Origin of the sequence: Paenibacillus sp. BGI2013, from assembly GCF_002843485.1 — a bacterium.
Lineage (GTDB): Bacteria > Bacillota > Bacilli > Paenibacillales > Paenibacillaceae > Paenibacillus > Paenibacillus amylolyticus.
In genome coordinates, this window is record NZ_PJFA01000005.1 from 331303 (window position 1) to 344118 (window position 12816).

The 12816-nt window shown below is 44.9% G+C and carries 14 protein-coding genes and 1 other annotated feature (1 of these 15 only partly in view); of the genes, 11 read left to right on the forward strand and 3 right to left on the reverse strand.

Annotated features, from left to right (window positions below):
- The first annotated feature begins 18 nt into the window (after positions 1 to 18).
- From CXK86_RS15265 to CXK86_RS15280, 4 genes are all read left to right on the forward strand, one after another.
- Complete coding sequence (locus CXK86_RS15265; protein ID WP_036608432.1) at positions 19 to 318, forward strand: hypothetical protein; 300 nt, start codon at positions 19 to 21, stop codon at positions 316 to 318.
- A 149-nt stretch (positions 319 to 467) separates the two neighbouring features.
- Complete coding sequence (locus tag CXK86_RS15270) at positions 468 to 929, forward strand: NUDIX hydrolase (protein WP_074094880.1); 462 nt, start codon at positions 468 to 470, stop codon at positions 927 to 929.
- Positions 930 to 962: 33 nt separating this feature from the next.
- Positions 963 to 1538 carry a GNAT family N-acetyltransferase gene (locus CXK86_RS15275; protein ID WP_101313999.1) on the forward strand — a complete coding sequence of 192 codons (576 nt, stop codon included), beginning with the start codon at positions 963 to 965 and terminating at the stop codon, positions 1536 to 1538.
- 44 nt (positions 1539 to 1582) lie between these two features.
- Positions 1583 to 2164 (forward strand): GNAT family N-acetyltransferase, encoded by a 582-nt coding sequence (locus CXK86_RS15280; protein ID WP_101314000.1) that lies wholly within the window; start codon positions 1583 to 1585, stop codon positions 2162 to 2164.
- 117 nt (positions 2165 to 2281) lie between these two features.
- Here CXK86_RS15280 and CXK86_RS15285 read toward each other — a convergent pair whose 3' ends face one another.
- Entirely contained in the window at positions 2282 to 2641 is a 360-nt protein-coding gene (locus tag CXK86_RS15285; protein ID WP_076249478.1) for a MerR family transcriptional regulator, read from the reverse strand.
- Between the two features lie 101 nt (positions 2642 to 2742).
- Between CXK86_RS15285 and CXK86_RS15290 the strand changes: the two genes are divergently transcribed.
- Complete coding sequence (locus CXK86_RS15290; RefSeq protein ID WP_101314001.1) at positions 2743 to 3453, forward strand: SDR family NAD(P)-dependent oxidoreductase; 711 nt, start codon at positions 2743 to 2745, stop codon at positions 3451 to 3453.
- A gap of 258 nt (positions 3454 to 3711) precedes the next feature.
- Complete coding sequence (locus CXK86_RS15295) at positions 3712 to 4182, forward strand: GNAT family N-acetyltransferase (RefSeq protein ID WP_101314002.1); 471 nt, start codon at positions 3712 to 3714, stop codon at positions 4180 to 4182.
- A gap of 263 nt (positions 4183 to 4445) precedes the next feature.
- Here CXK86_RS15295 and CXK86_RS15300 read toward each other — a convergent pair whose 3' ends face one another.
- Positions 4446 to 5963, reverse strand: a complete 1518-nt coding sequence (locus CXK86_RS15300; RefSeq protein ID WP_101314003.1) for a sensor histidine kinase — start codon at positions 5961 to 5963, stop codon at positions 4446 to 4448.
- A complete protein-coding gene (locus tag CXK86_RS15305) occupies positions 5963 to 6646 on the reverse strand; it encodes a response regulator transcription factor (RefSeq protein WP_036670730.1) in 684 nt (227 codons plus the stop codon). Before CXK86_RS15305 ends, CXK86_RS15300 begins: the two co-directional genes overlap by 1 nt.
- Before the next feature lie 225 nt (positions 6647 to 6871).
- Between CXK86_RS15305 and CXK86_RS15310 the strand changes: the two genes are divergently transcribed.
- The 5 genes from CXK86_RS15310 (at position 6872) to CXK86_RS15330 (ending at position 12581) form a co-directional block, all read left to right on the forward strand.
- Positions 6872 to 9043, forward strand: coding sequence for an ArnT family glycosyltransferase (locus CXK86_RS15310; RefSeq protein ID WP_257467873.1), 2172 nt, complete (start codon positions 6872 to 6874; stop codon positions 9041 to 9043).
- Positions 9044 to 9284: 241 nt separating this feature from the next.
- The gene (locus tag CXK86_RS15315) at positions 9285 to 10271 is read left to right on the forward strand and encodes a glycosyltransferase family 2 protein (protein ID WP_101314005.1); all 987 of its coding nucleotides are present in this window, start codon (positions 9285 to 9287) and stop codon (positions 10269 to 10271) included.
- Positions 10264 to 10656, forward strand: a complete 393-nt coding sequence (locus CXK86_RS15320) for a GtrA family protein (RefSeq protein WP_101314006.1) — start codon at positions 10264 to 10266, stop codon at positions 10654 to 10656. Before CXK86_RS15315 ends, CXK86_RS15320 begins: the two co-directional genes overlap by 8 nt.
- A gap of 57 nt (positions 10657 to 10713) precedes the next feature.
- The gene (gene galU / locus CXK86_RS15325; RefSeq protein ID WP_036670734.1) at positions 10714 to 11586 is read left to right on the forward strand and encodes a UTP--glucose-1-phosphate uridylyltransferase GalU; all 873 of its coding nucleotides are present in this window, start codon (positions 10714 to 10716) and stop codon (positions 11584 to 11586) included.
- 149 nt (positions 11587 to 11735) lie between these two features.
- Positions 11736 to 12581, forward strand: a complete 846-nt coding sequence (locus CXK86_RS15330; RefSeq protein WP_101314007.1) for a class I SAM-dependent methyltransferase — start codon at positions 11736 to 11738, stop codon at positions 12579 to 12581.
- Positions 12582 to 12772: 191 nt separating this feature from the next.
- Positions 12773 to 12816: a binding site (T-box leader), on the forward strand; it runs 234 nt beyond the window's last position.

Genomic DNA, 12816 nt, shown 5'->3' on the forward strand with positions numbered 1-12816 from the left:
GATCAGGAGGGATAAACGATGAAAGATAAGTTTTTGCGTGAAGAACGGCAAGAATATACCGATGTGTCTACGGTGGAGTCGCAGCGAAACGATATCACACTCGAAGAATTCCCGGAGGGTCCTTACGGTTCATCTTTACTATCCGAGTCTCTTGGGAAAAGTTCTCCGTGGCGGGTGGACCAGCGGTCTGCACATCGTTTTGACTATGAAAATCATGAGCTTCACGAGGGAGACGTAAGGGATTATCCAGGTCAGGATGTTTTTGACGAAACGGTTCCGGATAACGTGTCCAAGCCTCAATATACGGAAGAATCGTAAAGGGATTCTGATATAAATTAGAGCGTAGCCTCCGACAGGTTTTATCCTGTTCGGGGGTTATTTTCGTTGTGTTTAATGAAAAAAAATCTCCTCTAATTCCACATTATGGGTTATTATATTCTATATAAAACAAGCTAAGGAGACGGTCCATGGAGCAAGACTATATTAAGTATGTGAGGTCATTTGTTGGTAATTCCAAAGTGATCATGGTGGTTTCAGGAGCAATCGTGTTCGATAAGGCTGGAAGAATTCTATTGCAGAAACGGTCGGATAATGGATTCTGGGGATTTCCCGGTGGTTTTATGGAGATGGGAGAAAGTGTCCAGGAGACAGCCAAGAGAGAAGTCTACGAAGAAACTGGTCTAATACTGAACTCCATGGATTTATTCTCGATATATTCTGGGCCCCAGTACGAAGTGGTTTATGGTAATGGAGATGAAGTTGCATTAGTGCAAGTGATGTTTAAAAGCAAAGATTTTTCTGGAACTATAATAGAAAGTGAAGAATCCATAGAAACAAGATTTTTTGATATACATTCTATACCAGAACATTTCTTGTCTACGCATAAGCAAATTATAGAAGATCTGAAAAGCCATAAAGATGGATCTTAAAGTTGGAGATAAAATAATCTAGGGGGCGGCGAATTGAGAGAGATCGATTATAGTCAATATTTCTGGCAGGATGACAAGGTTAGATTGCGTGCTTTGCGTGAGGAAGATTGGGAAGATCATTATTATAACCGCTTTGATACACCCGCCCGTCGGTTATTAGAGTGTGCAGTAGAGTTGCCGCCAACCCATGTTGAAGCGAAGAGTTTCACGGAAAACTTCTCTGATTTTTCTTTAGCCAAAGAACGGATCATGTTTACAATTGTAAATATGGATGGTGAAAATGTCGGAGGTGTGAATCTGAACAGCATTGATGAAAGGAACGGTACCTTTAGCATTGGCATTCAAATTGACAGGGATCATCGAGGAAAAGGATACGGGACCAGAGCCGTACGAATCTTACTGAAGTATGCCTTCTTCGAGCGTAGGCTCAACAAATTCAATGATTCTGTACTCGAAGGAAATGAACCTTCTGCAGCCATGATGAGAAAACTTGGATGTATTCAGGAAGGTGTGCGTCGCCAGGTGATCTACACCGATGGAAAATACCAGGATATGATCCTCTTTGGATTAACCAAAGATGAGTTTATGGAAAAAGAGGGCCTTGTTTGAAGTAAAGCTAATAAGCTGAATTTAAGTGTGTAGTAGGAGGAATTATGAAGCAACTCATACAAACTGATGAATTAATCATCGATTGCAAGGATATTTATTTACGTGAGTATCGACTCGAGGATTTGAAGAAACTGCAAGAAATTACGTGGCAACCTGAGGTGTATGAATTCTTACCGGGATGGAACGCTACGATTGAAGATAGGAGCCTGTGGCTCACCGAATATGAAATTCCTGAGAATCAGCGTTTTAAACAAGCTGTGATGGCGGGAGGGGATATCGGAGAGTTATATTTACGTATGGCTATCGTACTCAAAGAAAATGATGAGTTCATAGGATGGTGTTGCTCAGGGATTAAGGACGAACTGCCAGCACCCAATCGGGAGATTATGTACGGTATTTCGAAACACTTCAGAAATCGTGGTTACACCACGCAGGCGCTCAAAGGAATGACGGAGTATTTGTTTGAACATACAAACGTGGAAGTGTTAAATGCCATCGCTTTGACTACCAATCCAGCATCTAATAAGGTGATACAGAAATGTAATTTTGAACGGGTAAATTTAATCGAGATCGAGGATGAAAAGTATAACCATTACCACCTGCGTAAGGGCGAAGATCATTTTTGATTGAACTTTTGACCTCATTGAAATTCGCTATAAGTTTCAACATTTCAGATCAGGTTAGACAGTTAATGCTGGCTGCCTGATTTTTTCTGTCATTTAGTTTATAGGACAAGGTTTCTGTTAATAATTTTCCCCTCGATAATAGCGCTCCAGTTTGTTGTCCAAATGAACAAGCTGCGCTTTTTTCTCCTCTATATCATTCAGCAACTTTTGCTTTTGATCCTCAATCAGCTTGGTTCTTTCCTTCAGCGTGGAGGTTCCTTCGTTGACCTGATCATAATATTTTTTGATGTCTTCCACACTCATCCCGGTTTCGCGAAGGCATTTGATAAAAACCAGCCAGTTCAGATCATCCTCCAAATAAAGACGGTTATTCTGCTCATTTCGTGCAGCAGGTTTCAGCAATCCCTTTCTTTCATAAAAGCGGATCGCTCCAATGGAGATTTCAACTTTTTTTGCTACTTCTCCAATCGTTAACATGTTAATCCCTCTTTTATAAAAATAATTTGACCTACACTAAGTGTAGCATAGTAACTTATATATTGTTAAATATAAATCAAATTATGGAAAGAAGGATTCGCATGAAAAAGACTGTTTTTGTAACCGGAGCAAATAAAGGAATTGGATATGAAATCGTAAAGCAATTGGGTGAAGCAGGTTGGAAAGTTATCCTTGGTGCACGTAGTGTTGAACGGGGGGAAGAGGCTGTTTCAGAATTAACTTCCAAGGGGTTAGATGTAGAATTTGTACAGATCGACATGTGCGACTTGAAGAGCATTGAGCAGGCAGCCGATACAATTCACAATACTTATCCCACAATAAACCTTTTGATCAATAACGCGGGTATGCCGGGTGCTTTCTCTCATTCCTTCACGGATACAAAAGAGGAAGATCTACGGAACGCCTTTGAAGTGAACTTTTTCGGTACCTTCCGTTTGAATCAGCGATTGTTCCCATTAATCAAAGATAATGAAGGCACAATCATTAATGTATCAACTGACATGGCTTCTCTGGACCATATGCAAACTGCGGAATTTACTTTAAACGCCTTCGACTATAATTCATCCAAAACGGCCAACAGTGCCATGACACTTTCGATGGCTTATGAAGTGAAAAACAGCAGAGCTCAAGTCTTTGCGGTAACGCCCGGATTCACATCAACAGATCTTAATGGCAATGCCGAAGGCGGCAAATCAAAAGAAGCCGGCGCTGCGATTATCGTGGGTTATGCGACGGATGGCAAACGCCATAACGGAGAATTCCTAGATGAAAATGGCGTGTACCCTTGGTAATCCATCGTTCATACTGGATGATCTTGTCCCCCAGATGATAGCTAAAAGTTAGATGAAGTATTGGCGTGGTTCCGTTACTTAGATATCAAGGAATATGAGAATACAACGTCGAATAAAAAAATGATAGTTTATCTTGTTTATATGCTGTAAATGAAACAAACACCAAACGTAGGCGAACATCTTTCTTGTACTAAGTTAACAGAGCATGTACTATAAATCCTGTCTCTAACAAGCGTATCAATCGGAGGTATATATTTAATGGAGGTTTCACTGTATAAAGCAGATTTAAAAGATGCAGTGACTATTCATGAAATGAAAGTCAAAGCATTTATGCCCTTGTTGGAAAAATATCAGGATTTTGCAACAAGCCCCGCCAATGAAACCGTAGAAAGAATTATTACTCAAATCAATCAATCTTTCACAGATTATTTCATAATCCATCATCTTGATGTTGCTGTTGGTGGAATTAGAGTCGTGAAAAAAGATAATCAAAACTATAGTATTAGTCCAATTTTTATACTGCCAGAACATCAAGGAAAAGGAATTTCTCAAAAAGTCTTTACAATGGTTGAGCAGATATATGATGATGCAAAGTCATGGAAATTAGGTACCATCTTACAAGAGAAAGGGAACTGTTATTTGTATGAAAAGATAGGCTACAAAAAAACGGGTGCAACAAAAGCAATTAACGACAAAATGACAATGGTATTTTATGAAAAGCATATATAAGCTTCAAATCCTTGAATAAGATGTCTCAGATTCGTTAGCCTGAAACCCATTGGGCTACCAACATAATAATCGGATACAAAAAGAATCCCCTTTCATTCCTCAACCGAAATGAGAGGGGGATTCTTCATGCAATAAAAAGCCGGAATTAAAATGGAAGAAAAGCAGCGTTTGGAGAGCTCGCCTAGAGCTTGCGTAATGATCAAGTAGATCTACCTAGAGCTACGTATAGCCAACTTTTAGCTTACGTATAGCCGAAGCTCAGCCTAGACATCAGTCTTATGCAGCGGCAGCAAAATCATAAAGTCAGTTCCCAGGTCTACCTGACTTTGTACGGTAATTTTCCCACCATGCGACTCCACAATCGAGCGGGTAATGGCTAGACCAAGACCTGCGCCACCTTGTTTGCGCGAACGAGAACTGCTTGTGCGGTAAAATCGCTCAAAGATATGGGGCAGATGTTCAGGTTCAATGCCTGTGCCGTTATCTTTCACTGATAATTCAGCCTTATGATGCGTGGCATATAACGTGATGGAGATGGCTCCATGCTCAAGATCGGTGTGCTGCACCGCGTTATGGAACAGATTCAGCACAACCTGCTTCACCTTGTAAGCGTCAGCCAGTACATATACTTCAGCCGTCAGATCAAGATGCATGGATCTTTGCTGAGCCATCATGGCGAGTTGTGGTTGCATTTCGAGCAACAGACTGTCTAGCTGAATGACCTCCCGCTCCTGCTTTGGAGCCTGATCCAGCTTGGTTAGTAACAGCAAATCTTCAACCAGCTTGTTAATTCGTACCGATTCGCCGTGCATGCTGTCCAGCGCTTTATACAATTGATCTTGATTGGTCGCTGCACCCCGCTGTAGAACTTCAATGAAGCCATGAATGGAGGTGAGGGGGGTACGAAGCTCATGAGAAGCATCAGACAAGAAACGCTGCATCTGCTCTTTCGATTCCCGCTCCGCTTCAAACGAATTCTCCAGTCTTTCAAGCATGCCATTAAATGAAACTGCGAGCTGATCCACTTCTTCTTGTCCCTGAACGACGGGAAGCCGTTCTGCGAGGCTACCTGCATCGATCTGCTGTACTTTATTCACCATGTTGGACAGGGGAACCAGCGTCCGGCGTAATACCTTAGTGTATAGAATAAGACCGGCTACCATGGCCAACAGCGATAACATGAGGAAGATCAGAAGCTGTTTAATAATCAAATCTCTCAGTGGCTTCGTAGCTGTGCCCATCTGGACCATCGGTAAACCACGATTGCGTGGACCGGGTGAAGCAAATACAATCAATTGCTCATTCCCTTGGCTATCCGTGACGATCCGATAGGGAATGTGTTTTTGTTCTTTCAACTCATCTGTAATGTCCTGATATTCAACGGTTGCTAGTTGAGGGGCTTTCAGACCGTCTTCTCCAAAAATATCCTCGAACGTACCTTGGTTATCAAACAGGGCCAGTGAACGGTCAGGAATAAACAACACCCGATTACCAGACCCGTTTCCTGCCTGTCCACCGAAAGGATTGTTGGAAGAGCCGCTACGTGACTGGATTCCGAGCCAAACCGGAGGCATGGACATGAGCTGTTCTTCCATGGTTTTTGCCTGATTCCGGTAGAGAAAGCTTTCCATGATCCAGAATTGCAGGATACCGATTAACAATAACAGCCCGGCAAGCACGAACAGAGAACGTGAGAGCAATTGAGAACGTAATGAACGAGGCCATATCCAGTGGTGGAGACGTCTTATACGAAGTTTATTTTTCTTAGGCAGCGAGTTCATCAGAGATCCACCCTGTACCCGACACCCCGAAGCGTACGAATGAGTTTATGCTCTTTATCCCCGAGTTTGTCGCGCAAGGAACGAACGTAAACCTCCACAATATTTTCTTCCCCGCCAAAATCATACCCCCAAACCCGACTCAGAATGGTCGCTTTGCTAAGTACAATTCCATGATTAAGAACAATAAATTTTAACAGTTCGTATTCGGTAGGAGATAACTCCAAGACCTGATTCTGATAGGTTATTTCTTTGCGCTGATCATCAATTCGGAAGGGACCGTGGGTGACGGCTCCTATTAATAAAGGAAATTGATTACGAAGTCTGGCCTGAATCCGGGCGAGCAGCTCGTCAAAGGCAAAGGGTTTGATCATGTAATCGTCAGCACCTAGCCAAAGGCCCTTAACCCGATTCTCGACTTCGTCCTTCGCTGTTAGCATAATTACGCCAACCTCGGCACCGGTCTTACGAAGACGCTCGACCACTTCGAATCCATCCATCTCTGGCATCATGACATCCAGAATAGCCATATGTGGCTTGAATTCAAGCGCCAACTCAAGCGCAGCCGCTCCATCGGGTGCGGTGCGCACATCAAAGCCCTCATTGCTTAATCCAAGCTCTAGAAATTGTAAAATATGTGGTTCATCATCAGCCAATAGTATTTTAATTCCGCTGCTAAGCTTCATAATTTGCCTTCTCTCCTTGCCCGTTTCATCTAGACTTCTCCCTCACTTCGGAGGGACTGTATGTAGTATTATCGCTTGCCAAACTGAAATTTAGCTGAAAGGATTGTGAATTATCCTCAGACAACATTCAGCGGGCACTCATCCCAGTTTTATTTTGGCATGTCACAATACTAGACATGAAGAACTTTGAAGGAGTGATCAACATTGAATAACACCAAAAGAAGGATGGATCTTGTCCTTCTGTCGATTGTATTACTGGCGGCATTTTTGAATGGGTACGGTATCTGGAATGATCAATATGCCAATTCCTATTATACGACTGCCGTTGGGAGTATGCTCAGCAACTTCCACAACTTTTTCTATGCTTCACTCGACTCGGCAGGCTCGGTCACTGTAGATAAACCACCCGTTGTCTTCTGGATTCAGACGGCCTTTGCCTATGTCTTTGGACTGCATGGATGGAGCGTTATTTTGCCTCAAGTATTAGCGGGAATCGGTTCGGTGCTCCTGATCTATTTCATGGTGAAACCTACATATGGTCTTGCAGCAGCACGAATTTCGGCACTTACATTGGCAACTGTGCCTGTCGTGGCGGCAGTCAGCCGGACCAACAATATTGACAGCATGTTGGTGTTTACACTACTGCTGGGTTCATGGTTTTTGTTCAAAGGCAGCAAACAAGGAAGTACTTGGCGCATTCTGGTTGCTTTTGGGTTAATAGGCGTAGCATTTAATATGAAAATGCTTCAAGCCTACATGATTCTCCCGGCTTTTTACTTGTTTTATCTGCTTGCATTTCAGGCGAAATGGAGAAGGAAGATCATCCTGCTGATCGGCAGCACAGCGGTTCTGGCGGTGGTTTCCTTATCCTGGGCGGTCACTGTGGATTCTATACCCGAAGACGAGCGGCCTTATATCGGTAGCAGTGAAACAAACTCGGTCATGGAACTCGCCTTTGGATACAATGGTCTGGCTCGCCTAACGGGTCAGCAGAATACTGCAGGTAACGCAGGTATGCCAAATGGTATGGGACAGGGAGATAATCGTGGCAATCGAGGAGACTCGTCTTCAGGTCCTAATCAGACAGGCAGTGGTGTTCCTGGCGCTGGGCAAGATGTCAATGCACCGGATAACGATAATATGAATGGTTCGAACGGCTTGAACGCCATGGGTGGCATGAATGGGCCGAATGGCAATTTCCCGAACGGGCAGATGCCGAATGATATGGAAATGCCAAATGGAAGAAATTTCGGCGGTGGCATGGGAGGCATGTTCGGTACAGGGGAAAAAGGTCCTCTGCGTCTGTTCCAGACTGAACTGTCAGGTCAAGCGAGCTGGCTTCTGCCAGTTGTGCTGCTTGGATGCATTGCCATATTTGCAGGATTAAGACGGAGAAATATAACTAACAAGCACAAGGAGGCCTTGTTCTGGCTGTCCTGGCTGCTTCCCGTTGCTGCCTTTTTCAGTGTGGCAGGTTTCTTCCATCAATATTATCTGATTATGCTTGCACCTCCAATTGCGGCGCTGACTGGCGCAGGATTTGTAGCGATGTGGAAATCATATCGTGATCGCAATGGCTGGCAGGCATGGTTGCTTCCGGTGTCCGTGCTGCTGACGACCCTGTTTGGCTGGTATATCATGCAGGCGTATAACGATACGATTGGTGCAGGCTGGTCCATTAGGGAATTGATCGCAGGCATTCTGGTCACGGTCATCCTTGTCGGTATGCTTCATCGCACACATCAATGGAAACAGGGCTTCATTATCGCAGGATTCATGGCGATGCTGATCGGTCCAATCTACTGGGCATTCACCCCAATTACTTATGGTGGCAACAGCATGATTCCGGCAGCAGGACCTACTGGTTCCAATGGTATGTTTGGCGAATCCGGCATGGGTATGCCGATGCGTAGCGGGGCAGGAGACACAGAAATGCCTACAATGGGTGGCCGTGGCGGAATGGGCAACCGTAACGAAGAAGTCGATACAGCCACACTGAATTATCTAAAAGAGCACAATACAGGCGAAACGTATCTCTTCGCCACTACGGACTATAATCAGGCAGCACCTTATATCATCGATGAGAAAGCAGCGGTGATTACGCTTGGAGGCTTCTCCGGGTCAGACCCGGTGTACACAACGGAGGAACTGGAACAACTCGTCAAGAGTGGTCAAGTGAAGTACTTCATGGTTGGTGGCATGGGTGGACGTGGAGGGAACTCGGATATTAGCGATTGGATCAAGGAACACGGAACCGAGATTCCAACGTCAGAATGGAAGACAGGTACCGACAGCGGATCCATGGATAACGGTGACACGGAGAATGAAGCTGGACTTGGATTTGGATTCGGGTTCGGATTTGGCGGACAGACCACCTTGTACGAAGTGAAATTGTAGCTATATAAATTGAACTTATCATTTACACGATAACGGAGAGGACAGAAAAAACCTGAAAAAGCGAAGCGTTCGCCTTTATCTCCGGATTTTCCCTTAGGAAAAGGGAATCAAAAAAATCTGGGGATAACAGCGATTGGAAGGTTGGTCTGTCATCGAAGTGTACAGTGTAAATATTCTTTAGTTCAATTTGTATAGAATAAAAATCTCGAACGAAGTCCATTGGAAAAGGGAGGGGACAAACATGGCTCACGCGTACCGATACAGCATTATTATTCCCATGTATAACGAGGAAGCGGTGATCGAGGAGACTTATCGGCGTCTGAAGAAGGTCATGGGCAGCACGGGAGAGAGTTATGAACTGTTGTTCGTTAATGATGGCAGCGTGGATCGAAGTGCACAGATGATCCGTGATTACGCCCGTTGGGACGAGAGTGTCAGACTGATTGATTTTGCCCGTAACTTCGGACATCAGATTGCGATAACAGCAGGTATGGATTATGCAGCGGGGGATGCGGTCGTTATTATTGATGCGGATCTGCAGGACCCTCCCGAACTGATACTGGATATGATCGCCAAGTGGAAAGAGGGCTATGAAGTCGTATATGCCCGTCGCACCAGACGAAGCGGTGAAACTCGCTTCAAGAAATGGTCGGCAAGTCTGTTCTACCGTGTACTGCGTGCGTCAACGGATACGGATATTCCAGTGGACACCGGAGATTTTCGCCTGATTGACCGCAAAGTATGTGATGAGATGAAACGTCTTCCGGAGAAAAACCGATTTGTGCGCGGGTTAGTCAGTTGGGTCGGATTTCGTCAGACTGCTATTGAATATGAACGCGATGAACGTCTGGCAGGTGAAACAAAGTATCCGCTGAAACGCATGCTGAAGCTTAGCCTGGATGGCATTACTTCATTTTCGTATAAACCGCTCAAGCTCGCAGGTTATGTAGGTGCGATCCTGTCGGTTGGCGGATTCATCTATATGTTAACGGTTATTGTTTCGGCCATCTTTACAGATTCAACAATTAAGGGATGGCCATCCATTGTGAGTATCATGCTGATGTTTAACGGATTCATCCTGATCATGCTGGGCATTCTGGGCGAGTACGTAGGCCGAATCTATGATGAGACCAAGGCGCGTCCGCTATACATTGTGAGAGACGTAGTTCAGGCCGAGGGCCAGCAAGCGCAATCCCGATTGACAGCCCGAGTTGCTCATCATGACTAAGCGTCTGGTGACACTCTTCAAGTTCGGTATTGTGGGTGTTGCAAATACGGCAGTGGATGCGGTGGTGTTTGCTTTGCTTGCAGTGGTCGGTGTACCGGTTCTGATGACTCAAGTAATCTCGTACAGCTGCGGTGTTGCGAACAGTTATTGGCTGAACGGCAGGTGGACTTTTCGAGATACGGCACGAGGGGGCGGCGATAGAACGAAACTTATTCGTTTTCTAATCACCAATCTTATCGTTCTCGCGTTATCTGCCCTCATTCTGTTGACATTGCACGATGTACTGGGTTGGAGTCTAGTGATGAGCAAGATCCTAGCGACCTTGATAGGGATGATTCTGAACTATATGGCCAGCAGATATTGGGTGTTTCGTATCGCTACTTAGCTGCCCACAGCGTGCAATATTGGTTATAAGAAGCAAATGAAAGGAGTGTATGATGATATGCGAATTAAAAAAGCAGTTATTCCGGCAGCGGGTCTCGGAACCCGTTTCCTGCCAGCGACCAAAGCACAGCCTAAAGAGATGTTACCGATTGTAGACAAACCGGCCATCCAATACATTGTTGAAGAAGCAGTACAATCAGGCATTGAGAATATCCTCATTGTGACCGGACGCAACAAAAAATCCATAGAGGACCATTTTGATAAATCGGTTGAACTTGAACACTCTTTATATGCCAAGGGCAAACAGTCTTTACTGGAAGAGGTGCAGGCCATCAGCGAGATGGCAAATATTCATTTTATTCGTCAAAAGGAACCACTGGGTCTGGGGCATGCCATTGGGTGTGCACGGCAATTTGTAGGGGATGATGCCTTCGCTGTACTGCTGGGAGATGACATAATGGTGTCTGATCCACCTGCACTTGCTCAGATGGTCCATCTCTATGAAAAGACAGGCAACCAGATCATTGGTGTTCGTCAGGTAGACGCGGCAAATGTGAGCAAATATGGCATTATTGATTCGAATGGTGCAGAGGACCGGGTTCACCGAGTCACCAATCTGGTCGAAAAACCTTCCCTTGCAGAAGCGCCATCCCGAACAGCTGTAATGGGACGATACATTCTGAAACCTTCCATCTTTCCAATCCTGGATCAGATCGAGAGAGGTGCTGGAGGGGAATATCAGTTAACGGATGCCTTGAAAGAAGTAAGTCAGGTGGAGGAACTGTTGGCCCTTGAACTGGAGGGGCGTCGCTACGATATAGGTGATCAATTCGGATATATTCAGGCGATCTTGGAGATCGGACTGATGCGCAAGGAATTACAGCCCATGCTGACACCCTATCTTCAGAAGCTTGCAACTCAGTGGGCATAGGAATTGATATGTAGCAGAGGTTTAGATCTGCTATAGGACGAGTTCTCCTCCGTGCCATGGTTCTGTCATAGACTCTAGTGTTGTACAATTATTCCAGTAACGCTACAATTAGCAAGAAGTTTAGGTTGCTCTTTGAGGAGTGAGGAATCATGAATGAATCTATCATCAGGGACCTTATTAAGTATATGGACGTGGAGGACAACGCCGCCATTCAGTACATTCAGACCGAGCATCGGATGAAACTGGGACTCTTTTGGGGGATACAGGAAGGCAGCCGGGTTCTGGAAATCGGTTGTGGTCAGGGAGATACAACGGCCGTGCTTGCACATCTGGTGGGGGAGAACGGGTACGTTCATGGTGTAGATATTGCACCAGAGGATTATGGTACACCGCTGACCGTAGGCGAAGCGGCAGCCAAGCTGCGGAGATCTCCACTGGGTGATCGAATTCGAATGGATTATGATTTTGACATTTTAAGTGATCAGGTTCAATTCACCGAGAATGAGTTTGATGTTATTGTACTTTCCCATTGTTCTTGGTACTTGAAATCGTTTGACGAACTCGCCGAGATTCTTAGCAAGGTTAGGACGTGGGGACATGAGTTATGTTTTGCAGAATGGGATGCCCGAGTTACAGATGTGAGCCAGCTCTCACATTGGTTATCCGTTCTGATTCAGTCCCAGGTCGAATGTTACAAGGAGAACAGCTTCTCCAATGTGCGCACGCTCTTTACACCGGAGGACATCCAAGAGCTTGTCTCTGCGGCAGGCTGGACGATTAAGGAAGAGACTTCGATCCATTCTCCTGAGCTGCAGGACGGTCGCTGGGAAACCGAAATGACACTGGCAGAAGCGCCTGTGGAACTGAAAATGCTTCCGATCCCGGACAAAGTAAAGACACTTCTTCTTTCCGAACTGAAATTACTTAAGACACATCATGCCTCGGGGCCCGGGAGCCCACTGGGAACGTATGCGATGGTTGCCAAAAAGCAGTAAGGAAATAACCATTTGTAGTATGTTATAATAAAGATGTCTATCGACGTGCTATCACAGAAGATTGACCGCATGTAGCTGAAATTTTTCTTGCGGTAATTGAATGGTTCAGCTCCGCTGGAAACATATAAATTCCATGATCTAAAAAAATGTGTTTACTTCATCACAGTAATTTTGATATTATAATCGCAATATCAAATGCGACGAAGAGACGAGTAGATAAAAATCATTCTTTCAA

Bases quoted from the DNA above. Each gene is read 5' to 3' on its own strand.
- CXK86_RS15295 (WP_101314002.1), top strand. From the start codon at position 3,712: ATGGAGGTTTCACTGTATAAAGCAGATTTAAAAGATGCAGTGACTATT.
- CXK86_RS15280 (WP_101314000.1), top strand. From the start codon at position 1,583: ATGAAGCAACTCATACAAACTGATGAATTAATCATCGATTGCAAGGAT.
- CXK86_RS15310 (WP_257467873.1), top strand. From the start codon at position 6,872: ATGGATCTTGTCCTTCTGTCGATTGTATTACTGGCGGCATTTTTGAAT.
- CXK86_RS15270 (WP_074094880.1), top strand. From the start codon at position 468: ATGGAGCAAGACTATATTAAGTATGTGAGGTCATTTGTTGGTAATTCC.
- CXK86_RS15265 (WP_036608432.1), top strand. From the start codon at position 19: ATGAAAGATAAGTTTTTGCGTGAAGAACGGCAAGAATATACCGATGTG.
- CXK86_RS15290 (WP_101314001.1), top strand. From the start codon at position 2,743: ATGAAAAAGACTGTTTTTGTAACCGGAGCAAATAAAGGAATTGGATAT.
- CXK86_RS15305 (WP_036670730.1), bottom strand. From the start codon at position 6,646: ATGAAGCTTAGCAGCGGAATTAAAATACTATTGGCTGATGATGAACCA.
- CXK86_RS15320 (WP_101314006.1), top strand. From the start codon at position 10,264: ATGACTAAGCGTCTGGTGACACTCTTCAAGTTCGGTATTGTGGGTGTT.
- CXK86_RS15300 (WP_101314003.1), bottom strand. From the start codon at position 5,963: ATGAACTCGCTGCCTAAGAAAAATAAACTTCGTATAAGACGTCTCCAC.
- galU (WP_036670734.1), top strand. From the start codon at position 10,714: ATGCGAATTAAAAAAGCAGTTATTCCGGCAGCGGGTCTCGGAACCCGT.
- CXK86_RS15285 (WP_076249478.1), bottom strand. From the start codon at position 2,641: ATGTTAACGATTGGAGAAGTAGCAAAAAAAGTTGAAATCTCCATTGGA.
- CXK86_RS15330 (WP_101314007.1), top strand. From the start codon at position 11,736: ATGAATGAATCTATCATCAGGGACCTTATTAAGTATATGGACGTGGAG.
- CXK86_RS15315 (WP_101314005.1), top strand. From the start codon at position 9,285: ATGGCTCACGCGTACCGATACAGCATTATTATTCCCATGTATAACGAG.